Raw genomic sequence first — 21129 nt, 5'->3', positions numbered from 1 at the left:
CTCAGAAGGTGTAGCCCAGGGCCAGGCTGAACTGGTCGCGGCCCGTGTTGGCGCGGTTCTCGTCGCGGGTCCAGTCGGCCTTCACGGCCACCTGGGGGATGGGCTTGTAGGCCACGCCGGTGGTGAGGAGGGTGCGGTCCCGGCTGCCGTCCGCGAAGACGCCCGCCGCCACCTGCTGCTGGGCGTCGAGACGCTCGTAGCGGACATAGGGGATGAGGGCCTGCCGCGAGCCGCGGAGGAGGTCATAGCCCGCCTCCAGGTACCCGCCCCACTGCCTCGTGCCCACCTCGCGGGCCGGGTCCGCGACATCCAGGGCCGCCACGGCGCCGGCGGAGTTCGAGGTGCGGGTGTAGAGGCCGCGGACCTGGAACCCCCGGGCCCGGTACTCGGCGTGGGCGTCCCATACGGTGGTGGTGAGCGCCGCGCCCGTGCCGGTCTGATTGCTGTTGCCGGTGTAGAAGCTTCCGCCCACCAGCACGCCGGGGAGGGGCGTCCAGTCCAGGCGCCCGGTCCAGGCCAGGCTCTGGGCATTGGCCTCCTTGCCGGCCTGGCGGCCGCCACGGATGCCCGAGGCGCTGAAGCCAGAGGCGTCCAAGCCGTTCATGAGGTAGACGCGGTAGGTGAGGTTGCCGGGCAGGTCGCCGTGGACGCCCACCCCATTCTCGTGCCAGGTGGCGGGGATGAGGGTGCGCTCGACCATGGGCCGCCGGGCGCCCAGGAAGGCCGGAGGCTCGTGCAGCTCGTTGATGAAGCCCATGGGCACCAGCATCTGGCCGGCGCGCACATTGAAGGCCTTGTGGATCAGGAAGTCCAGGTAGGCGAACTCGACGACCACTTCCCCCTCGGGCTTGTCGTCGCTGTAGCCGCCGTGCTCGAACTCGATCTCGGAGTTGAACACGATGCGGTCCGTGAACTTGTAGCCGGTGTAGAGCACGAGGCGAAGGGCGTCGAGCTTCTTCTCCGAGCCGACGTGGCTGCCGTCCTGGAGGGTCGCGGCCTTGTTCTCGTAGAGGAACTCCCCGTAGCCGCCGATGCTGAGGCCCGACGGAACCGCGTAAACCTTGCTGGCGCCTGCGCCCAGGCCGAAGCGGCCCTCTTCCGCCACGACCGGCATCGCGCTGCCGGTCTTCTGGCTCTCGAGCTCCCGCGACATGGCGTCCAGGCGGCGCTCCAGGTCGGCGATCCGCTGGTCGGCGCTGGGGCGCTTCTCCGTGTCCGGCTTTTCCTGGGCGAAGGCGGGCGCGGCCAGCAGCGCGCACATGAGGGGGGTGAGGAGGGACTTCATCGGGTCTCCTGGGGAATCAGGGTGGGGTGGAGGGATCGGAAGGCCGGTGTCATCCGCACCGAGCCGTCGTGGAGGAGGAAGGCGGCGGCCACGCCCTGGCGCTCGGCCCAGGCAAGGCCCGCATCGGGGCCCATCACGTCGAGGGCCGTGGACAGCACGTCGGCCGTGAGGGCATCCGCGGCCACCACCGCGGTGCTGCCCCAGGCGGGACAGGGCTCGCCCGTACGGGGATCGAGGATGTGGCGACCCCGCTCGGAGGTGCCGCTGCTGGAGAGCGACGCCTCGCTCAGGGAGAGGGTGAGGCGGGCCTGACGACGATCCCGGGGATCGGCCACGGAGGCCTCCACCGGCGCACCCCAGGCCAGCAGCTGGCCGCCGAAATCCAGCAGGCCCGCGGGCGTGCCCGCCGCCTGGCGCAGGCGGTCCAGGGCGTAGCCCTTGAGGAAGCCGCCTTCCTCCACCCCCGCCTCGGGAAGGGCCAATCGGGCGGTACCTGCAGCCCGATCGAGGATCAGGAGGGAGGCGCCCGAGGCGCGACGTGCGGCCGCCAGGACCACCGGTGTCGGCGTCCGGCCCCCCTCCCGGATGCCCCAGGCCCGCACCAGGGCCATCAGGACGGGGTCGAAGGCCCCGTCCGTGCGCGCCTGCCAGGCCTTCATCCGCGCCAGCAGGTCGAGCCACTCGCGGTCCAGCGCCACCGGGCGGCCCTGGGCCGCGTTCAGGCGGCTCCAGGGAGAGGCCGGGTCCCAGGTGGAACACGCGGCCTCAAGGCGGGCAGCCTCCGCCAGCGCCGCCTCCGAGGCCCGGCCGAGGTCCCCGGGGCCCTCCAGGTGCAGGCGCAGCTCCGTCCCCATGGCGAGTACGCGGCGATCCAGGGCCGGCCGCTCCAGAGCGACCAAAGCGGGCGCCGGAAGGGAGAAGGGGGGCATCACAAACATGAGAATGAGTCTCACAACAACTGATTCCACATTTCAACCCAAATTTGAGATGAATTCTCAAATTATGATCCCCATCACACCCTGGGTTCACACTGGGGCCATGCGCCTCCGGACCCTGACACCCGCCCTGGCCCTCTTTCCCGCCCTGATCCAGGCGGCCCCGGCCCAGGTCCAGGCGCCCGACGCGCGCTGGCTCACCTTTGCCACGGCGCACTACCGGATCCACTGCCCGGCGGCCTTCGAGGCTTTCGGCCGGGACGTGGCCTCCCGCGTGGAAGGGATTCATTCCCAATACCTGGGGCTGGTCGGCTTCGCCTACGAGAAGCCGGGGAAACCCATCGACATCCTGATCCTGGATCCCGTGATGGAGGCCAACGGCCTGGCCTTCCCCATCCTCCCTCGTCCCCACGTGGTGCTGTGGAAGACGGAACCGGAGCCCGACTCGCCCATCGGTCACCACCGGGGCTGGGCCGAGCTGCTGCTGGCCCACGAGTTGGGCCACATGCACCACCTGCTGCGTCCGGCCCTGAAGCCCAGCCTCTGGCGGCGCTGGACCGAGGTGCTGGGGCCCCTGGCGGAGAAGTCCCCCCGCTGGGTCACCGAGGGCTACGCCACCCTCATCGAGGGCAAGCTCACGGGCAGCGGCCGCCCCCACAGCGCCTTCCGCGCGGCGGTGCTGCGGCAGTGGGCCCTCGAAGGCAAGCTCCCCACCTACGAGAACCTGAGCGGCACCCAGGGCTTCCTGGGCGGGAGCCTGGCCTACCTGGGCGGCAGCGCCTACCTGGCGTGGCTGGAGACCACCTCCGGCGACCCGAAGGTGCTCCAGACCCTCTGGATCCACCTGGCGGGGAAGCGCGACTTCGACGCGGCCTTCACCGCCACCTTCGGCTTCGCGCCCAAGGACGGCTACCAGCGCTTTTGCGCCGAGCTGACCCACACCGCCCTGGAGCTGGAACGCTTCGCCAAGGCCCAGGGCCTGCGCGAGGGAGACCTGGTCACCCAGCTTCCCGGCTGGACCACGGACCTGGCCGTGAGTCCCGACGGCACCAAGCTCCTGGCCCGGGTGCAGGCCGCCAAGAAGCCCGGCCTCTACGTCTGGGACCTGAAGGCCGCGCCCAAGGCCGCCAAGCCCCAGCCCGGCGAGCCCCCTGACCGCGCCCCCCTCGCGCCGGTGTTGCCTCCGATGCGGCGGCTGGGATCCATCGATGGCGCCCTCCCATGGAAGCCCGTCTGGACGGCCCCGGACACCATCGCCTTCCAGCTTCGCCTGCCGGACGATGAGGGGGTGCTGAGGCCCCAGGCCCGGATCTGGACCCTGGGCCAGGGCGTGCGTCGCGCCTCCGCCATCGCGACGAAGCCCACGGTCGCGGCCGGCCCCTCGTGGAAGGAGGTGGGCGGTGTCTGGAACGTGGTGGATGCCGCCGGACGGCCCCTCACGCGCACCCTGGCCGCCGCCTGGAACCCGGTGGCCACGCCGGACGGCAAGTGGATCTACTACACCCAGCTCAGCGCCACGGGCGTCCAGATCCGCCGCCTCGACGCCACCCTGCCGCCCCTGGAACCCCGCGACCTGCCCAAGGATCCGGCGGCCCTGATCAAGGACCAGATCCTCCCCAGGGCCGACGAGCCCAGCCCCCTGCCGCCGCCGGTCCCCGTGGCGCCCCATCCCTACCGCGTCGGGGAGAGCCACGAGGCCTTCTCCCTGGCGGGCTACAGCGTCACCCCCTCCGGTGAAAGCATCCAGCTCGGCGCCGGGGGCAACGACATCCTGGGCCGACTGAACTGGCAGGCGCTGGCGGGGCTGGGGGACGGCGCCGGCCCCCGCGGCGGCATGGCCGGCGCGGCCTGGCGTGGCTGGCGCTGGGCGCCTTCGCTCCAGGTCTTCTCTCTCCTGGAGCGCCCCTCCAGCCAGCGCTTCGAGCCCGTGGCGGGCTTCGACCGCGAGCGCCGGGGCGTGGAGCTGGCCTTCGACCGGGAGGACCTGGGCCGGCCCCGCTTCCACCTCCGGCCCATCCTGGCCTACGAGCGGGTCGCGCTCCAGGGCGGGGTCTCGATCAGCCGGACCCTCTGGGGCGTGGAGGCCAGCCTGGGCAGCTCCTGGAGCCGGGACGGCCAGGGCCTCCGTGCCGCCCTGGCGGCCCGGGAGCAGCACGGCCGCACGGACGGCCAGGCCTGGACCCTGGCGCGTGCCACCCTCACGCTGCGCTGGATCAACCCATGGTCACCGCTGACGGTGCGCCTGGAGGAGGGCCGCCTCGGCGGCGACCCTTCGGCCCTGGACCGCTTCCACCTGGGCGGCGTGGGGACGTCACTGCTGCCCACCTCCCTGGACGCCAACCACGTGGTCCAGGCGGCCCTGCCCGCTTACACCGCCATGGGCGACCGGCTGCGTCGCCTGCGCGGCGACCTGGGACTCGGCCCTTTCACGGTCTACGTGGAGCACGCGGCCGTGTGGCAGGATCCCGATCCCCGGCCTTCGGCCCGGCGGGTGGCGGGCCTGGAGCTGGACAGCCGGAACCTGGGACTGCCCATGGACGTGGTGCGCCGCCTCGCGGGGAACCTGTCCTTCGCCCTGGGCCTGCATCGCCCCTTGGACGGCGCCATGAAGGGTCGTACCGTGGGAACCCTCAGCGTGATCGTGCGGCCGTGATGTCATCCTGGGAATCCTGATGCTCTTCCTCACCGGCCTCGTCCTCATCTTCCTCGTCCAGTGGCTGCACCTGCGCCTGCTGCGACTGGAACTGCCAAGCCGGTACCATCGGGCGCTGCCCTGGATCCTGGGGCTCATCCACATCCCCCTGATCCTCTTCGCCGGGCTCCGCATCATCGGCCTGGGCGGCCATGGCGCCCTGCCCCTCCTGCGGGGCATGGCCCGGGGGGGGTTCTACTTCCAGGCCTTCACGGTCCTCCACCTGCTGGCGGGCATGGCGGCCGAAGGCCTCTGGCACCTGTGGAGCCGCCACAAGCCCGAGCCCCCGGGCGAAGCCCTGGACCCCGGACGGCGCGCCTTCCTTCGGACCGCTGCCCTGGCAAGCACGGGAGCCGCGGTGGCCTTCGGCGCCCGGGGCGCGCGAGAAGCCTATGGCGATCCGGTCATCACCCGCCACGAGCTGGCCTTCACGAACCTTCCGCCGGGGCTGGAGGGCCTCCGCCTCGCCCAGCTCAGCGACCTGCATTCCGGCCCCCTGGTGGGCCCGGAGCTGGTGCGCCGCTGGCGGGACCTCACAGCCCGGGAGCGGCCGGACCTGCTCCTCATCACCGGCGATCTGGTGGACAGCCGGCCCGACGAGCTGGAGCCGGTGGTCGACGCCTTCGCGGGCTTCCCGGCGACCTTCGGAACCTTCGCCGTGCTCGGCAACCACGACTACTTCGATGATCCCCGGCCCATCTGGCGGGACCTGGAGGCCGCCGGCATCCGCTGCGTGGAGAATGCCTCAGCCCTGGTCCGCCGGAATGGCAGCACCCTGGCGGTGATGGGCCTCCAGGACCCGATGGCCCGGAACGGCCGGTTCCGGCGCATGGTCTTCGGGCCCGGCCCCCGGCCCGCGGAGGCCACCCGCGACGTGCCCGTCGACGCCTTCCGCCTCTGCCTGAACCACCGGCCCAGCGAATGGGAGGAGGCCCTGACGGCGGGCGCCCGCTTGACCTTGTCCGGGCACACCCATGGCGGCCAGATCAATCCCATTCCCGGCGTCAGCAGCGCCCACCTCATCGGCCCGCGCACCCAGGGCTTCTACCGCCAGGGCGAGGATGTGCTCTACGTGAGCCGCGGCCTGGGCGTGGTGGGCCTCCCGCTGCGCATTGCCGCCCCGCCGGAGATCGCGATCTTCACGCTGAGGCGGGCCTGACCTACTTCTTCCCCGGCTCGTCGAAGAAACCCACCAGCATCAGGTCCAGCTCCACCTGCCGCTTCAGGCTGATCTTGGCGGCCACGCTGTCGGCTCCCACGCCGTAGTCGAGGCGATCCAGCGGCACCGTGGCCCGGTACGCCCAGGTGTGGGCCCCGGCCCCGTTCGTGCCCTCCGCCGGCGTGAAGGGCAGGCTCAGCTCCCGGCTCACCCCATGCATCGTGAGCGTGCCGCGCACCACCACCTTGTCCCCGTCCCGCTTCACCTCCCGCGACACGAAGGTGATGGCGGGGTGCTTCGCCACATCGAAGAAATCCGGTGAGCGCAGGTGCTCGTCGCGGGTGCCGTTGGCGGTGTCCACGGAGCGGGCGTCGATGTCCAGGCGGACCTTCGCCCCCTCCAGCGTGGCCGGATCGCCCTGGATGTCGGCCTTGTAGCGCGTGAAGCGGCCCGGCACGTCGAAGAGCAGGGTGGACGCCTTGAAGCCCAGCACCGTGTGCGTGGTGTCCACCCGGAAAGTCCGGCCCTGGGCCGTGAGGGAAAGGGTCAGCAGGAGCAGGGGCGCGAAGGCGCGGAGTCGCATGGGGACCTCGATGGCTGGGGATGACAGGGGGAGGACAAGAATCAGCGGGGCGCGCGGAAGCCCAGAACGGCGCCCTGCCGGCGCAGGTCCCGGAGAAGGTCGAGCGCCGGGGCCGGATCTGCGAAGCCCAGGGCTGCCGCGGATTCGGCCAGGGGGCGCGTGCGGGCCTGGACAAGCAGGGCGGCGGTGGCCGCGGTGAGCTCCAGGACGTGGGCCTCCCCCTCCGCGTCCCGGAACGCCAGGAGGTGGGTGGGCCGCGCCTCGGGCACAGGGGCCGCCTCGGTGGCCCGATGCACGGCGTGGGCGTAGGCCACCACCTGGGTTCCGGGGTCAAGCCACACAGTATCCCCGGGCCCCGGGTCATCATGGAGATCCTGGCGCGGGTCGGCCTCCGGGAAGCGGGCCACCAGCACCTCCAGGAGCTCCGCGTGGGCCAGCTCCGCCAGGAAGGGCCAGCGGTCCTGGCCCCAGCCCGTATCCACGAGCCAGCCCAGGAAGCTGGGGGCGATGTCGCGGTAGTGGGTGCTCCGCACCACCCGGGCCGACAGGAAGGCCTGCACGCACGACACCCAGACCTCCGCCCCCTCGAGCAGGGCCTTCAGCACGGGGAAGGTGGTGTCCAGGGGTTCCGTGAGGCTCAGGCGGGCCAGCTCCCGGTACAGGTCCATGGCCTCGGGCTGCTCGCGGAAGGCCTGCTGGTCCGCCGCCGGGAGCCCCAGGCGTTCCGCCGGCGCGCCGAAGTCTTTCGGCTCCTCGTCCAGAATCAGGGAAGCCATGGCCCGCTGGAGACGGAAGGTAGGGGACTCAGGCACGGACCGCCTCCGTCGGCGCGGTCTCCGTTGGAGCCAGCGCCGCATCGTAGGCGACCTGGATCCGGGCCCGCTCCGCCAGGAGGTCCCCGAAGTCCGGGATGTGGTTGTCCCGCTCCAGCAGCACGGGGACGGGCCGCCCCAGGCGGGCGAGGGTCCACTGCATGAGCTCGATGACGGGGTCGATCACGTCCGCGCCGTGGGTGTCCACGGTGATGGATCCGAATTTCCTGTGGCCGGCGATGTGGATCTGGGACACGCGGTCCAGGGGCATGCGGGCCAGCCAGGCCTTGGGATCGAAGCCGAAGTTGAGGGCGTTCACGTAGACGTTGTTCACGTCCAGCAGCCAGCCCACGTCCGCGCCCTCCAGCACCTCGGCGATGAACGCCGCCTCATCCATCTCGGGCACGCCAAGGTGGGCGTAGTAGGTGATGTTCTCCAGCAGGAGCGGAACGGACAGCCGGCCCTGGAGGTCCCTGGCCCGGGCGATGGCATGCCGGGCCGCCTCGCGGGTGAAGGGCAGGGGCAGCAGCTCGTGGAGGCAGCTGCCGTCCACGCCGGTGAAGCAGAGGTGCTCGGAGTGCCAGGGCGTCCCCGTGCGGACCAGGAAGCGGTCCAGTTCCCGCAGGTAGTCCCCATCCCAGGGATCAAAGCCGCCCAGGGAGATGGCCAGGCCGTGGGTGAGGACCGGATCCCGGTCGAGGATGGCGGAGGCCAGCCGGTGGTGGCGGCCGCCATCCCCGATCAGGTTCTCCGGGCAGGTCTCCCAGAAGGGGACGCCGTGGTCCTCCTGGCCCGCCACCTCCTCGAGGTGGGCGCGCCGGAGGCCCAGGCCCACGCCCTGGAAGGATCCGGGAGATCTGCCCTGAGCCATGCGTCGCCCCGCTACTTCTTGTCCGCAGGGGCGTCCTTCTTGGGGTCCTTGCTGCCGCAGGAGCCCTTGCCGCAGGAGCCCTCCTTCGACCCCTTCTTCGCCTTGGCGTCCTTGCTGCCGCAGGAGCCCTTGCCGCAGGAGCCCTCCTTGGCCTTCGCATCCTTGGCGGGGGCCTTGCCCGCGTCCTTGGCGTCCTTGGCGTCCTTGGCACCGCAACCGGCGGCGGTGCTGAGGGCGGCGTCCGCGCCGAAAGGTTCGACGGACGCGGCGCCCAAGGTGGCCGGCGCGCCGGCGACCAGGGAGCCCGCTGCGAACAGGGTGGCCGCCCCGATGAGTTTGGTGATCATGAATCCTCCTTGCGGCCAGGGCCGCGCCTGGGGCCGAGCGGCCCCGCTGGTGGGACGAAGTCCCTCCCCCGGTGTTGGGGGATTGGGACTGTGGTGCTGTCGTCAGCCTTTGGAGTGCCTGTCCGGGGGGCTTTGTGACACTTTAAAATTTCTATGGCTCAAACCGGTCGTCTCCAGGTGTGACGAGGGCACAGGCCTCCCGGCGGCGCCGGAGGCGGGCCACCAGGCGGTAGATCCCGTCCCGCAGCGGATCGGGCACCCAAGCCAGGGCGCCGGCCACCGCGGGCCAAGGCGATCCCAGCCGCCCCAGCAGGTGGAGGATGGCCTCCGAGCGGGACAGCACCGCGCCCTCGGCCGTGAAAACCACCAGGCTGTCCGGCAGATCCCGGCGCGCCTCGGCCGGCACGGTCCGTCGGAAGGTCGGGCCGTCCAGGGGGGCGAAGCGGAGGTGCCCGAGGATGTCGCGCCGGGCCGCGAATCGCACCGCCCCCTGGCAGAGGCCGCAGCCACCGTCGTAGAAGACACGGGTCGGCCCCGGGTCCTGGCCCGGGCTCTGGCTCGGACTCAGCCCTTGATCAGCACCCACAGGCCCACCCCGATGAAGGCCGCCCCCGCCACCCACCTGATGGCGGCCTCGGGAATGTACTTGAACAGCACGCCGCCCAGGGCCACGCCGATGGCCGTGGCGCAGACGAGGGCGGCGCTGGCGGCCAGGAACACGGTCCAGATCTGCCCACTGCGCACCGTCGCCGTCATGGCCGCGAGCTGCGTCTTGTCGCCCACCTCGGCGAGGAAGACGGTGGCGAAGGTGGTCCAGAAGAGTGAGCGGTTCATGAGTCCTCGCAGATCGTGACGAAGGATCATGGTACCGGACTGCCATACTGATCCGATGGTGCTTGACCACTTCGACCTTCCCACGACCTACGTGGATACGCCCGAGAAGCTCCAGGAGGCGCTGCCCCTGTGGCACGCGGCGGGCGTGCTGTCGGTGGACATCGAGTGCAGCCTCACGGGCATGCACCACTGCCTGCTCGCGCTGCTGCAGGTTGCCACCCACGACCAGGCCTGGCTGGTGGATCCGATCCCCCTCGGTGGCCTCATGCGGCCGGCCCTGCAGGCCATGGCCCAGGTGCCCTGGATCGTCCACGACTTCTCCGGGGACGGCATCGTGTTCAAGCGCCTCTACGACGTGGTGCCCGCCAGCATCTTCGACACCATGCTGCTCTCCCGCGCCCTGGGCTACCCCCAGCCCGGCCTCAAGACCATGGCCAAGCTCAAGCTCGGCCTGGACATCCCCAAGGAGGAGCAGGACTCCAACTGGATGCTGCGCCCCCTGCGGGATACGCAGATCAGCTACGCCAGCCGGGACGCGGCCCTGCTGCTGCCCCTGCTGCGCATCCTGGCCGACGAGGCCGACGCCAAGCGGGATCACCCGGAGATCGGACCGCGCCTGGCGGCCCTGCCCAAGGAGATGCGCCACCTGCTGAAGCGGGTGCGAGCCTATGCCCCCCCCAAGCACGATCCGGTGGTGGAGAAGGTGAAGCACCTGGGCGAGCTGGCCGTGGAGCGCGCCCGGAAGCTCACGGCCCTGCGCTGGGCCTGGGGCAACGAAGGGGACGTGGCCGCCGTCATGGAGCTGGGCAACCGCTGGCTCATGGCCCGCCTGGAGCACCCGCCCGCCACCAAGGAGGCCCTGGAGCGCACCATCCCCAACCCGCGCTTCCGCCGCAAGCGGCTGGACGCCCTCTGGGCCGTGTTCGAGGAGGGCGCCCACCAGGCGGTGGAAAACGGCGACGCCGCCGACGAGATCATCTGGGCGAGCGGGCGGCGCTGAGGCCGGCGTCTACTTCAAATACGGCGCCAGGTACTTCCCCGTCACGCTGACCTTGCGCTTGGCGATGTCCTCGGGGGTGCCCACGGCGATGACGCGGCCGCCCTCGCCGCCGCCCTCGGGGCCCAGGTCCAGGACCCAGTCGGCGGTCTTGATGACGTCGAGGTTGTGCTCGATGACGATGACCGTGTTGCCCGTCTCCACGAGGCGGTTGACCACCTCCAGCAGCTTCTGGATGTCCTTGAGGTGCAGGCCCGTGGTGGGCTCGTCCAGGATGTAGACCGTGCGGCCCGTGGGGCGCTTGCTCAGCTCCTTGGCCAGCTTCACGCGCTGGGCCTCGCCGCCCGAGAGCGTGGTGGCGCTCTGGCCCAGTCGCACGTAGCCCAGGCCCACGTCCACGAGGGTCTGCAGCTTGTTGGCCAGCACGGGGATGGGCGCAAACAGCTCTAGCGCCTCCTCCACGGTCATGTCCAGCACCTCGGAGATGCTCTTGCCCTTGTAGTGGATCTCCAGCGTCTCGCGGTTGTAGCGCTTGCCCTTGCACTGCTCGCAGGTGACGTAGACATCGGGGAGGAAGTGCATCTCGATCTTGAGGACCCCGGCGCCCTCGCACTTCTCGCAGCGCCCGCCCTTCACGTTGAAGCTGTAGCGGCCCGGCGCGTAGCCGCGGGCCTTGCTCTCCGGCAGCTGGGCGTACAGCTCGCGGAGCGGCGTGAAGAGGCCCGTATAGGTGGCGGGGTTGCTTCTAGGCGTGCGGCCGATGGGCGCCTGGTCGATGTCGATGACTTTGTCCACCGCTTCGAGTCCCTTGATGGCCTTGTGCTTGCCCACGATGTGGACGCCCTGGTGGAGCTGGTTGGCCAGGGCCTTGTAGAGGATCTCGTTCACCAGCGTGCTCTTGCCCGAGCCCGAGACACCCGTGACGCAGGTGAAGAGGCCGATGGGGAAGTCCGCGTCCACCTGCTTGAGGTTGTTCTCCTCGGCGCCCACCACAGAGAGCTGGCCGCGCTTGGCCTTGCGGCGGGTGCGGGGCACGGGGATGGTGTCGCGGCCCGACAGGAAGTCGCCGGTGATGGAGCCCGGCGTGCGGCTGATGTCCTCCGGGGTGCCCTGGGCCACCACGAGGCCCCCGTGCTCGCCAGCGCCGGGGCCCATGTCCACCACGTGATCGGCGGCGAGGATGGTCTCCAGGTCGTGCTCCACCACGAGCACCGTGTTGCCCAGGTCCCGCATCTCCTTGAGGGTGCGGATGAGCTGCAGGTTGTCCCGCTGGTGGAGGCCGATGCTGGGCTCGTCCAGCACGTAGAGCACGCCCTGGAGCTTGCTGCCGATCTGCGTGGCCAGGCGGATGCGCTGGCCCTCGCCGCCGGAGAGCGTGGCCGCGCTGCGGTCGAGCGTGAGGTAGCCCAGGCCCACGTCGTCCAGGAAGCCCAGGCGCTCGCGGATCTCCTTCAGCACCTTCTCGGCGATGACGGCGTCCTTGCCCTCCAGGGCCAGGCCGGCGAACCAGCTCCGGGCCTCGCGCACGCTCTGCGTCACCACCTGGGCGATGTTCAGGCCGCTCACGTAGACGGCCAGCACTTCCGGGCGGAGGCGCTGCCCCTCGCAGGCCTCGCAGGGGATGACCTGCATGGATTCCTCGAGCTCTGCCTGGATCTCCTCGCTGGTGGTCTCGCGGTAGCGGCGCTCCAGGTTGCCGATGATGCCCTCGAAGTGGTGGACGAAGTCGTAGCGGCTCTTCTTGCCTTCGTAGGTGAACCGCATCTCCTTCTCGGTGCCGTGGAGGAGCAGGCGGCGGATGTCCGCGGGCAGCTTCTTCCAGGGGGTGTCGAGGCTGAACTTCAGCTTCCGGGCCAGCTGGTCCAGCATCTGGGAGCGCCAGCCGTCGTCGCTCACGCTCTTCCAGCCGCTGGCCTGGATGGCGCCTGCGTTGATGGAGAGGGCCGGGTTGGGGACGATCAGCTCCTCGGCGAACTGGCGCTTGAAGCCCAGGCCATCGCAGGTGGGGCAGGCACCGTAGGGCGTGTTGAAGGAGAAGGAGCGCGGCTCCAGCTCCGGCAGCCCCAGCCCGAACTTCGCGCACTTCGCGTTGTTGCAGGCCAGCTTGCTGGAGAAGAGCCGCTCGGTGCCGTCCAGGTCCACCAGGGCCGATCCCTCGGCGAGGTTGCAGGCGATCTCCAGGCTGTCCGCCAGCCGCGATTGGATGGCGGGGCTCACCTTCAGGCGGTCGATGACCACCTCCAGCGTGTGCTTCTTCTGCTTGTCCAGGTCGGGGATGCCCTCGGTCAGGTCGAGCATCTGGCCGTTGACGCGGGCCCGGATGTAACCGCGCTTCATGAGGTCCTGGAGCAGCTTCTTGTACTCGCCCTTGCGGCCCCGCACGACGGGGGCCAGGATCTGCAGCTTCGTCCCCTCGGGCTTCGCCAGGATCTGGTCCGCCATCTCCTGGATGGTCTGGCTGGCGATGGCCTCGCCGCAGGCCACGCAGGTGGGCTTGCCCGTGCGGGCGAAGAGCAGGCGCAGGTAGTCGTAGATCTCCGTGACCGTGGCCACGGTGGAGCGGGGGTTCTTGCTGGTGGTCTTCTGCTCGATGGAGATGGCCGGGGAGAGGCCGTCGATGCTGTCCACATCGGGCTTTTCCATCTGATCCAGGAACTGCCGCGCGTAGGCCGAGAGGCTCTCCACGTAGCGGCGCTGGCCTTCGGCGTAGAGGGTGTCGAAGGCCAGGCTGGACTTGCCTGAGCCCGACAGGCCCGTGATCACCACCAGCCGGTTGCGCGGCAGGGACAAATCGAGGTTCTTGAGGTTATGCTCCCTGGCGCCCTTGATGTGAATGTGTTCCATAGGCCTCCCAGTTTACGCCATTTTTTCGCTTTCGCAGAGTGCGTCTAGAATCGTCTGATGCATCCGGCCGAGCTGGCGATCCTGCTCCACCGCGCCCTGGAGGTGCGGCTGGCGGCGCTCCAGGCGCTCCTGGCCGTCGAGGGGTGGGCCTCGGAGGAAGAACCCCTGCACCAGGTGCGCGTGGCGACCCGGCGCCTGGGGGCCGTGCTCGACCTGCTGGACCCCGAGGCCTACCCCGGCCACAAGCGGCAGCGGCGAGCCCTGAAGCGGCTCGTGGACACCCTGGGCCTCCCCCGGGAGCTGGATGTCCATGCCGCCTGGCTGGAGACGCGCCGGCACACCGCCTCGGACCCCGTCCAGGGTGCCGTGATCGAGCACCTGCAGGAGCGGGTGGACCGGGCCCGGACCCGGGCCCGGCGGACCATGCACCAGGAGCTGGAGGACCTGCGCCTGCCGGATCTGGACCGGCTCCTGGAGGTGCCCAGCCTTCCGGCCCCCTTCCAGCGGGCCTCCCTGCAGGAGGCCGCCTGGGCCTGCCTCGCGCCCCGCGCCGAAACCGCCCTCGGAGACCTGACAGCCCTGGCCGCCCGCGAGGACGCCCCCGCCCTCCACAAGGCCCGCATCCGCATCAAGAAGCTGCGCTACACCGTGGAAGCCCTGGAGGGGGCCTTCTCGGCCCTGCCCGAGTCCGTGCTCAAGGATCTGCGGGCGCTCCAGACCATCCTGGGGGAGTACCACGACCTCGCGGCCCTGGAGGCCCTGCTGAGGGCCGTGGAGGCAGAGCTTCAGACCCGAGGCCGCCACCTCCTGGCGAGTGGCGTGGGGGCCCTGCTGGAGGAGACCGGCCGCCTGCGGGAGGCCACCTTCGACCGCTTCAAGGCCTTCGCCGGAAGCCAGGGCCCTGCCGCCTTCGCCGGGGCCGTGCGCCCAGCCCTGGGCCTGCCTGGGCCGGAGGGAACACACCCATGAGCTTCTGGCGCGTGCGGATCCGCCCCCTGGCCTGGCTGCGCAGTGTTCACGCCAAGCTGTTCCTGCTGCTGGGCCTCGTCACCAGCGTGCTCACGGTGGCGGTGGCCTACTCCATCACCCGCAACAGTCGCCGCGAGCTGGAGAGCTATTCCCGCCAACTCACCATCGACACCGCGGGCACGGTGGAGACGGACATCGTGGAGCGGGATCCCTCCTTCCGGGATGCGGACAAGCTCGACCAGCTGCTGGAGAGCATCGCGGGCCCCGACCGCAGCATCTTCCAGATTGATGTCTTCAGGCGGGTGGGCAGGAGCAATGAGGTGGAGCTGGTGCGCTCCTCCGGCGACGAGGCGACGGTGGAATGGGGGCCGGAAATCGGCTCCTATCTGACGCTCACCAAACCCCAGGCGGAGCTGGTGGACCTGAACACCGGCGGGCGGGCGTGGAAGGTCTACCAGCCCATCCGCCTTCACCGGCCCGGCCAGCCCACCCTGGGCCTCATCCGGGTCTACTGCGACCTGGAGCGCTGGGAGGTGGTCTGGGACGCCAACCTCAAGCGGACCTACCGCACCCTGCCGGGGGTTCTGCTCGGCGAGTTCATCCTCCTCTGGCTCATCCTGCGGGTGCTCATCAGCGATCCCATCGAGGCCACCGTCCTGGCCATGGAGCAGCTGGAGCGCGGCGAGTCCGGGGCCCGCATCCCGATCCGGCGCAGCGACGAGCTGGGCCTGATCGCGGCCCAGTTCAACGGCATGGCGGTCCAGCTCCAGCGGGCCGGCGAGGAACGCGAATCCCTCATCCGCGAGATCCGCGGCCTCAACGCCAACCTCCAGGACCGCATCGACGCCGCCCTGTCGGAGCTCCAGGCCAAGAACGCCGAGCTGGCCGCCATGGCCGAACGCAACGCCCTCCTGCGGGAGGAGCTGGGCGGCCAGGAGCGCCTGGCGGTGGCGGGCCAGCTGGCGGCCACCTTCGCGCACGAGGTGGGCACCCCGCTCAACCTGGTGAACGGCCACCTCCAGCTCATGGAGGGCCAGAAGGACCTGCCCGACAAAGTGCGCGAGCGCCTCGGCGTCATCCAGGCCCAGATCCAGCGCGTGAGCGGCATCGTCCGCCGCATGCTCGACCTCACCCGCCGGCCCCAGCTGCACCAGGTGGCCCAGGCGTTCGGGGAGCTGCTGGAGGACCTCCATCAGCTTTGGGCGCCTACCCTCACCTCGCATGGCATCACCTTGGACGTCGACCTGCCCGCCGGCTGCCGCCTGAATGTGGACCGCAAGCAGATGGAGCAGCTCTTCCTGAACCTCATGAAGAACGCCGTGGACGCGATGCCCGGGGGCGGCACGATCAGGGTGTCCGCCAGGCCCGCCGAAGAGAGCACACCCAACGGCCTGTGGTGGGAGATCCGCTTCCAGGACACGGGCCAGGGGATCCCCGCCGAGCTCCTGAGCCAGGTTTTCCGCCCCATGTTCACCACCAAGCCCGAAGGCAAGGGCACGGGCCTGGGACTCAGCATCTGCCGCGAGATCGTCCGCGGCCACGGCGGCGACATCCGCATCGACAGCGTAGAGGGGAAGGGCACCTGCGTGGTGTTCACCCTTCCGGGCGCCGCCTAGGGTCTGTTTTCAAAGTGGGGTGTGGCCGCGCAAGGGGCGCCGCCCAAGCGAGGCAAGGAAAGCGACGAAGGCGATAGCGGCACTATCGACGAGGAGCTTGACGCAGCATCGCGCCGGGCGCCGCCCCTTGCCCTCCGGGACGCCGCCCAGCCGCACCCCTGGCTGCGTTGGGGGCCTCGAACGATGTCCCGCATCGCCCTTCGGCCCCCGCCTTGCCATGCGCGCGGCTGGACGGCGTCGCGGCTCGCATCCACTTTGAAAACAGACCCTAGGCGTTCAGGTGGAGCCTGAACCCGAAGACCGGCAGTGCGCCCTGCATGAAGTCGAGGTCCTGCGAGCGCTCGAATCCCATCCGCTCGTAGAGCCCCCACGCGATCCCCATGGCCTCGGTCGTGTGCAGGACCACCTGGGCGTGCCCCCGCTCCCGCGCCAACCCGATGCAGGCCTGGGTGAGGGCCCGGCCGATCCCCATGCCCCGGAACCCCGGGCCCACGCCGAGCAGGCGGATGCCAGAGGCATTCGTGACCGCCGTGGCGGTTCCGCCGGAACCGTACTCGGCCATGTCCCCGAAATAGACGACGCCTCCCATCAGCTGGCCCGAGGACGAGACGGCCACGAGCACCTTGGCGTCCTTCCTGTCCGCGAAGTCTCCGATCCGGGCCAGCATCGCGTAGTAGCCGGGCTGCTCTTCCGGCGTGGGGAAGCCCGCCAGGCCCGAATAGACCTCGACCATCAGCTGGCCGAGCCGTTCGGATTCGTCGTCCCGGAGCTCACGGATGCACAGGTCCTGGTTCATCGCCGCCCTCCCCGCCGTCAGATGTCCACCACGTCCACGTCGCCCAGTGCCTCCTCCAGGAAGCGGCTCCCCACCTCCTTCAGGCGGCTGCTGGCGTCCGTGAGCAGGACGCGGAGGGAGCCGCGGGCGCTTTGCGTGCGGTAGCCCAGGCTGCCCTGGAGCAGGCGGTCCACCACCTTGGCGGTGACCCGGCCGCTGTCGATCCAGTGCGTGCCGGGGCGGCAGCGCGCCAGGCTGGGCAGCAGGGTGGGATAGTGGGTGCAGCCCAGCACCACGGTCTTCACGTCGACGGGCAACAGGTCCAGGTAGCGGCGGCAGACGCTGTCGGTGACGGGGTCGTCGAACCAGCCCTCCTCCGCCAGGGGCACCAGCAAGGGGCAGGCCACGCTGTGGATGACCTTGGCGGGATCCCGGCGGCGGATGGCCGCCTCGTAGGCCCCGCTGCCCACGGTGGCCAGGGTGCCGATGACGCCCACGGCGCCGGGTGCCTCCGCCGCGGCCTCCGCGCCGGGCTCGATGACCCCGATGACCGGGCAGGGGCTCACGGCCTGGAGGGCGGGCAGGCCATGGGCGCTGGCCGTGTTGCAGGCGATGACGATGAGCTTGGGGTCGTGACGCTGGAGCAGTTCGCCCATCTGGAGGGTGTAGCGCTCGATGGTGTGGTGGCTCTTGCTGCCGTAGGGCAACCGCGCCGTGTCGCCCAGGTAGATCAACTCCTCCTGGGGCACCATCTGGCGGAGGGCGTGGATGACCGTCAGGCCCCCGATGCCCGAGTCGAAGACGCCAATCGGGCGGTCCGCGCGGTTCATGAGGGTTCCCGCGTCGCCAGCACCGCGATCCACTCGCCTTCCTTCAGCACCTTCTCCGGCCTGAACCCGTGCGAGACGAGGCTCACCAGGGCCTCGTCCGTGCGCTCGGCCAGGATGCCGCTGGCCACGAGCCAGCCGCCGGGGGCGGCCACCTCCGCCATGCGGGGCAGCAGCTCCTGGATGGTCTCCAGCAGGATGTTGGCCAGCAGGCCCGCGTAGGGGCCCTGCACCTTCGGGTGGTCCAGGGTGCCCACGAAGCTGTCGTAGGGCCGGATTCCGGCTGCCATCCCCTTCAGCAGGTGGGCGTTCAGTTCCATGAGCTCGGTCATGGCGGGACCGCAGTCGGGATCGATGTCGAAGGCCGTGAGGTCCCGCCCGCCCAGCAGGAAGGCCGCCAGGGAGAGGATGCCCGTGCCCGCGCCGATGTCGAGCACCGGCCCCTTCAGGCGGTCCGAGGCGGCCAGCTCCTCCAGCAGCTCCATGCAGAGGCGCGTGGTCTCGTGGCCGCCGGTGCCGAAGGCGAGGCCCGGGTTCACCACCAGGTCCAGGCGGTCGGCCGGGCCGGGCGTCGCGTCCCAGAGGGGCCGCACGTGGAAGCGCGTGCCCACCTCGAAGGCGCCGAAGCCCTCCCGGCTCTTGGCCAGCCAGTCCTCGTCGCCGAAGGCCTCGGCCTCCAGCAGGCGCACGCCGGGGAAGGCCGCCAGGCCCGCCGCATCCGGCGGCGCCTGGTCCGGGGGGAAATAGGCGAAGCAGGCCCGCGGCGGATCGGCCTCGCGGTAAAAGGCAGAGGATCCCCGCGCCTCCAGCCAGGCGCAGAGCGCCTCTTCCTGGGGGTCGGGCACCTCCAGCTTCCACCTCAGATGCGTCGCGTCCGTCATGCCCTCAGGTTAACAGGGGCGCCTCAGGCCTCCGCCTCGGCGCCGTCCGCATCCTCCAGATCCAGCCGCTTCATCTTTTCCAGGAAGGTGGTGCGCTTGAGGCCCAGCAGGTCGGCCGCGCGCTTCTTGTTGCCCCGGGTGATGGCAAGGCTCTGGAGCATGAGGGTCTTCTCCATGTCCGACACCACCTGGTTCAGGTCCATGCCCTCGGGCGGCAGGTCCATCCCGAAGGCCGTCGCCGGGGGCGGGAACGAGGCGGCGGCCGGAGGCACGAAGGCTGGGGGCACGAAGGCTGGGGGCACGAAGGCCGGAGGTACGAAGGTGGCCGGCACCACGTTCGGGGCCGGCGGTTCGGCGCCATTCGAAGGCAGCCCCATCCGGTCCGCGAGGAAGGTGAAGTCCTCCCGCGTGAGCACCGGCCGGGTGCCCGAGAGCACGATGGCCCGCTCGATGGCGTTCTCCAGCTGGCGCACGTTGCCGGGCCAGGGCAGGGACATCAGCAGGGGATCCACGCTGGGGTGCAAAGCCTTGGGATAGAGGCGGTGCTCGCGGGCCTTGCGGTTGAGGAAGTGCTGGGCCAGGAAGGGGATCTCCTCCACCCTCGTCCGCAGGGGCGGCATGAGGATGGGCACCACTTCCAGGCGATAGAACAGGTCCTCGCGGAAGCTGCCGTCCTGCACTTTCTTCCACAGGTCCACGTTGGAGGCCGTCACCACCCGCAGGTCCACCTTCACGGGTGCGCCGCCGCCCAGGGGCTGCACCTCGCGTTCCTGGAGCACCCGCAGGAGGCGCACCTGGGCCGCCAGGGGCATGGTCCCGACTTCATCGAGGAAGATGGTCCCGCCCTGGGCCTCGCGGAACTTGCCCGGCGTGTCCTTGCGGGCGTCCGTGAAGGCGCCCTTGTTGTAGCCGAAGAGCTCCGACTCCAGGAGGTTCTCGGGGATGGCGCCGCAGTGGACGGCCACGAAGGGCTCCGCGGCATCGGCGCTCATGCGGTGGATGGCCCGGGCGATGACCTCCTTGCCCGTGCCGCTCTCCCCCAGCAGGAGGACCGTGGCCCGCGTGGCGGCGGCGTTTCGGGCCCGGGCCAGCACCTCCTGCATGGCGGGGCTGGTGCCGATGAGGCCAAAGGCCAGGGCCTGGGAGGCGCTGAGCTGCGTGGTGTTGCCCGAGCGCGGCCGCAGGCCCGGCATGGGCGGCTCGGGGCCCAGCACGCCCCAGCGCACGCTGCCCAGGGCGCCCCACTCAGCGAGGGCCTTGGAATCCATGGGCGGAGCATCCGGCTTCAAGCCGAGGAGGATGGGCAGGGCCATCACCTCGGCCATGAGGCGCGTCATCTCCGGCGGTGGCCAGGCGCCCTTGGCGCTGATCACCCACAGGTCCGTGTCCCTGGGCGGCAGGGCCGGCGAGGAGCTGTGGTCCACCGTCACATCCCAAAGGCCCGCCCACCGATGCTCCAGCCCCCCCGTGTCTTCGCCGAGGGTGGACCAGTGAAGGCGCGGCAGCTGGGTCATGGGCTCCTGGGTTGGATTCAGCCTAGAGGCAGGGAACACCGGGTCAAGTCAAAAAAATGACCTCGGCATGGTCTGCTTGCCCCTGGGCGTACATTGGAGGAGCACCCCGGAGGTCCCCATGGCCCTGACGGAATCCACCATGGTCCCGCTCGGCACAACCTGTCCGGACTTCACGCTGCCGGGGGTGGATGGGCGGCTCTGGTCCCTGCACGACTTCCACTGCCCGGCCCTGCTGGTGGTGGTCATGTGCAACCACTGCCCCTACGTGCAGGCCGTGGACGACCGCCTCAACGCGCTGGCGAAGGCCTACCAGGGGCGCTGCGCGGTGGTGGGGATCAATGCCAACGACGCGGAGACCTACCCGGAGGACAGCTTCGAGGCCATGCGGGCCCGGGCCGCGGCCAAGGGCTACGTCTTCCCCTACCTTTGGGACGAGGAGCAGGCGGTGGCGCGCAGCTTCGGCGCCGTGTGCACGCCGGACTTCTTCCTCTACGACCAGCACCGCCACCTGGTCTACCGCGGCCGCCTGGACGACAACTGGAAGGATGCCGCCCACGTGACCCGGCGGGAGCTGAAGGCCGCCATTGACCGCGTGCTGGCCGGCCAGGAACCCCTGGAGGTCCAGCATCCGAGCATGGGGTGCAGCATCAAATGGCGGAACCATCGCTGAGGCTCTTCTTCGCCTTGCCGCTCCCGCCAGTGCTGCAGGCATCCCTGGGGCGCTGGCAGGCAGGACATCCGGGGATCGACCGCTGGGCCCGGCCCGAGGGCCTGCACCTGACCCTGGCCTTCCTCGGCGAGCGTCCGATGGAAGGCCTGTCCGGCCTCGAAGCCCCGGCAGCCGGGGTCGCCAGCCGTCATCGGGCCTTCCCCCTGGCCACGGCCGGGCTGGGCAGCTTCCCTACAGGCCCCCGGGCGCGGGTGCTCTGGCTGGCGCTGGCTCCCAGCCCCGCCCTCGAGGCCCTGGCCGCAGACCTGCGTGGAGCCCTGGCGGCGGCGGGCGAGGCCTTCGACGCCAAGCCCTTCCGGGCGCACCTCACGCTGGCGCGGCTCCGGCGGCCCCGGCCCCTGGGGGGGTTCGACGCGCCACCCCCCGCCAGCTTCACCGCGGATCGGCTGGTGCTTTTCGAGAGCGGCCCGCAGGGAAGTTACACGCCCCTGCGGGCCTGGAATCTGCGGACGGTATGA

Annotated in this window: 20 protein-coding genes; 7 read left to right on the top strand and 13 right to left on the bottom strand. The window is 70.7% G+C overall.

Features of this window, described 5'->3' with window-relative positions:
• Nucleotide 1 precedes the first annotated feature (1 nt).
• Nucleotides 2-1285: a porin family protein gene (locus MLJ35_RS15035; RefSeq protein ID WP_243385003.1), complete on the bottom strand. Its 1284-nt coding sequence runs from the start codon at nt 1283-1285 to the stop codon at nt 2-4.
• Complete coding sequence (locus MLJ35_RS15030; RefSeq protein ID WP_243385002.1) at nt 1282-2214, bottom strand: FAD:protein FMN transferase; 933 nt, start codon at nt 2212-2214, stop codon at nt 1282-1284. The genes MLJ35_RS15035 and MLJ35_RS15030 overlap by 4 nt, the downstream gene beginning before the upstream one ends.
• Before the next feature lie 109 nt (nt 2215-2323).
• Here MLJ35_RS15030 and MLJ35_RS15025 point away from each other — a divergent pair, with 109 nt between their 5' ends.
• Both MLJ35_RS15025 and MLJ35_RS15020 read left to right on the top strand, forming a co-directional pair.
• Nucleotides 2324-4873: a hypothetical protein gene (locus MLJ35_RS15025; RefSeq protein ID WP_243385001.1), complete on the top strand. Its 2550-nt coding sequence runs from the start codon at nt 2324-2326 to the stop codon at nt 4871-4873.
• A 19-nt stretch (nt 4874-4892) separates the two neighbouring features.
• Nucleotides 4893-6071 carry a metallophosphoesterase gene (locus MLJ35_RS15020; protein WP_243385000.1) on the top strand — a complete coding sequence of 393 codons (1179 nt, stop codon included), beginning with the start codon at nt 4893-4895 and terminating at the stop codon, nt 6069-6071.
• Nucleotide 6072: 1 nt separating this feature from the next.
• Here the strand turns inward: MLJ35_RS15020 and MLJ35_RS15015 are convergent, their stop codons facing one another.
• The 6 genes from MLJ35_RS15015 to MLJ35_RS14990 all read right to left on the bottom strand — a co-directional run bounded on the left by MLJ35_RS15015 (nt 6073) and on the right by MLJ35_RS14990 (nt 9518).
• Complete coding sequence (locus MLJ35_RS15015; RefSeq protein ID WP_243384999.1) at nt 6073-6654, bottom strand: YceI family protein; 582 nt, start codon at nt 6652-6654, stop codon at nt 6073-6075.
• Between the two features lie 41 nt (nt 6655-6695).
• Entirely contained in the window at nt 6696-7466 is a 771-nt protein-coding gene (locus MLJ35_RS15010; protein ID WP_243384998.1) for an HvfC/BufC family peptide modification chaperone, read from the bottom strand.
• Nucleotides 7459-8337, bottom strand: a complete 879-nt coding sequence (locus MLJ35_RS15005) for an MbnB/TglH/ChrH family RiPP precursor modification enzyme (RefSeq protein ID WP_243384997.1) — start codon at nt 8335-8337, stop codon at nt 7459-7461. The genes MLJ35_RS15010 and MLJ35_RS15005 overlap by 8 nt, the downstream gene beginning before the upstream one ends.
• 11 nt (nt 8338-8348) lie before the next feature.
• Nucleotides 8349-8684 carry a hypothetical protein gene (locus MLJ35_RS15000; RefSeq protein ID WP_243384996.1) on the bottom strand — a complete coding sequence of 112 codons (336 nt, stop codon included), beginning with the start codon at nt 8682-8684 and terminating at the stop codon, nt 8349-8351.
• A 151-nt stretch (nt 8685-8835) separates the two neighbouring features.
• Nucleotides 8836-9270, bottom strand: a complete 435-nt coding sequence (locus MLJ35_RS14995) for a thiol-disulfide oxidoreductase DCC family protein (RefSeq protein WP_243384995.1) — start codon at nt 9268-9270, stop codon at nt 8836-8838.
• A complete protein-coding gene (locus MLJ35_RS14990) occupies nt 9249-9518 on the bottom strand; it encodes a TMEM165/GDT1 family protein (protein ID WP_243325245.1) in 270 nt (89 codons plus the stop codon). Before MLJ35_RS14990 ends, MLJ35_RS14995 begins: the two co-directional genes overlap by 22 nt.
• A gap of 58 nt (nt 9519-9576) precedes the next feature.
• On the opposite strand from MLJ35_RS14990, the gene MLJ35_RS14985 reads away from it, so the two are divergent.
• The gene (locus MLJ35_RS14985) at nt 9577-10518 is read left to right on the top strand and encodes a ribonuclease D (RefSeq protein ID WP_243384994.1); all 942 of its coding nucleotides are present in this window, start codon (nt 9577-9579) and stop codon (nt 10516-10518) included.
• A gap of 9 nt (nt 10519-10527) precedes the next feature.
• Here the strand turns inward: MLJ35_RS14985 and uvrA are convergent, their stop codons facing one another.
• Nucleotides 10528-13359: an excinuclease ABC subunit UvrA gene (gene uvrA / locus MLJ35_RS14980; protein WP_243384993.1), complete on the bottom strand. Its 2832-nt coding sequence runs from the start codon at nt 13357-13359 to the stop codon at nt 10528-10530.
• Nucleotides 13360-13416: 57 nt separating this feature from the next.
• Between uvrA and MLJ35_RS14970 the strand changes: the two genes are divergently transcribed.
• Nucleotides 13417-14328, top strand: a complete 912-nt coding sequence (locus MLJ35_RS14970) for a CHAD domain-containing protein (protein WP_275976576.1) — start codon at nt 13417-13419, stop codon at nt 14326-14328.
• Nucleotides 14325-15944 (top strand): sensor histidine kinase, encoded by a 1620-nt coding sequence (locus MLJ35_RS14965; protein ID WP_243384992.1) that lies wholly within the window; start codon nt 14325-14327, stop codon nt 15942-15944. The genes MLJ35_RS14970 and MLJ35_RS14965 overlap by 4 nt, the downstream gene beginning before the upstream one ends.
• Nucleotides 15945-16212: 268 nt before the next feature.
• Here MLJ35_RS14965 and MLJ35_RS14960 read toward each other — a convergent pair whose 3' ends face one another.
• From MLJ35_RS14960 to MLJ35_RS14945, 4 genes are read right to left on the bottom strand one after another with little or no spacing between them, the layout of a single operon-like run.
• Nucleotides 16213-16740: a GNAT family N-acetyltransferase gene (locus MLJ35_RS14960; protein WP_243384991.1), complete on the bottom strand. Its 528-nt coding sequence runs from the start codon at nt 16738-16740 to the stop codon at nt 16213-16215.
• A 17-nt stretch (nt 16741-16757) separates the two neighbouring features.
• Nucleotides 16758-17549, bottom strand: a complete 792-nt coding sequence (murI, locus tag MLJ35_RS14955; RefSeq protein ID WP_243384990.1) for a glutamate racemase — start codon at nt 17547-17549, stop codon at nt 16758-16760.
• A complete protein-coding gene (locus MLJ35_RS14950; protein WP_243384989.1) occupies nt 17546-18427 on the bottom strand; it encodes a 50S ribosomal protein L11 methyltransferase in 882 nt (293 codons plus the stop codon). The genes murI and MLJ35_RS14950 overlap by 4 nt, the downstream gene beginning before the upstream one ends.
• Nucleotides 18428-18450: 23 nt before the next feature.
• On the bottom strand, nt 18451-19941 hold the full coding sequence (locus tag MLJ35_RS14945) for a sigma-54 interaction domain-containing protein (protein ID WP_243384988.1): 1491 nt from the start codon (nt 19939-19941) through the stop codon (nt 18451-18453).
• A gap of 118 nt (nt 19942-20059) precedes the next feature.
• Here MLJ35_RS14945 and MLJ35_RS14940 point away from each other — a divergent pair, with 118 nt between their 5' ends.
• Both MLJ35_RS14940 and thpR read left to right on the top strand, forming a co-directional pair.
• On the top strand, nt 20060-20611 hold the full coding sequence (locus MLJ35_RS14940) for a thioredoxin family protein (RefSeq protein WP_243318835.1): 552 nt from the start codon (nt 20060-20062) through the stop codon (nt 20609-20611).
• Entirely contained in the window at nt 20593-21129 is a 537-nt protein-coding gene (gene thpR, locus MLJ35_RS14935; protein WP_243384987.1) for an RNA 2',3'-cyclic phosphodiesterase, read from the top strand. The genes MLJ35_RS14940 and thpR overlap by 19 nt, the downstream gene beginning before the upstream one ends.

The organism is Geothrix alkalitolerans, from assembly GCF_022808885.1.
In the GTDB taxonomy this organism is placed as follows: Bacteria; Acidobacteriota; Holophagae; order Holophagales; family Holophagaceae; genus Geothrix; species Geothrix alkalitolerans.
This window is presented reverse-complemented; position numbering and strand designations above follow the sequence as displayed.